The organism is Streptomyces sp. SID5464, assembly GCF_009862985.1.
Classification (GTDB): Bacteria; Actinomycetota; Actinomycetes; order Streptomycetales; family Streptomycetaceae; genus Streptomyces; species Streptomyces chartreusis_D.
In genome coordinates this window covers 1-269 of record NZ_WWIQ01000021.1, presented here as the reverse complement: position 1 = coordinate 269, position 269 = coordinate 1, and the positions used below count along the sequence as shown (strand labels likewise).

1 protein-coding gene is annotated in these 269 nt (G+C 71.7%); it reads right to left on the bottom strand.

Annotation, left to right across the window (positions count from 1 at the left end; translation table 11 throughout):
* The coding region (locus GTY47_RS13945) for an aldehyde dehydrogenase family protein (protein ID WP_010032998.1) at positions 1–269 on the bottom strand (269 nt) is incomplete at both ends.

Here is a 269-nt window from a genome sequence, read left to right as displayed (position 1 = left end):
GCCCAGTTCCATGGAGGTGCGGATGACGGTGTCGGCGCATTGGGCCAGCAGGATCCGGCCGACCTGCGTGGAGCCGGTGAAGGAGAGCTTGCGGATCTGCCCGCCGCGCAGGAGCGGCTCGACGACACCGGCGGCGTCGGTGGTGACGACGACGTTCAGGACGCCGTCGGGCAGACCGGCTTCCTTCAGGATCGCGGCCAGGGCGAGGCTGGTCAGGGGGGTCTGGGGGGCGGGCTTGAGGACCATGGTGCAGCCGGCGGCGATGGCCG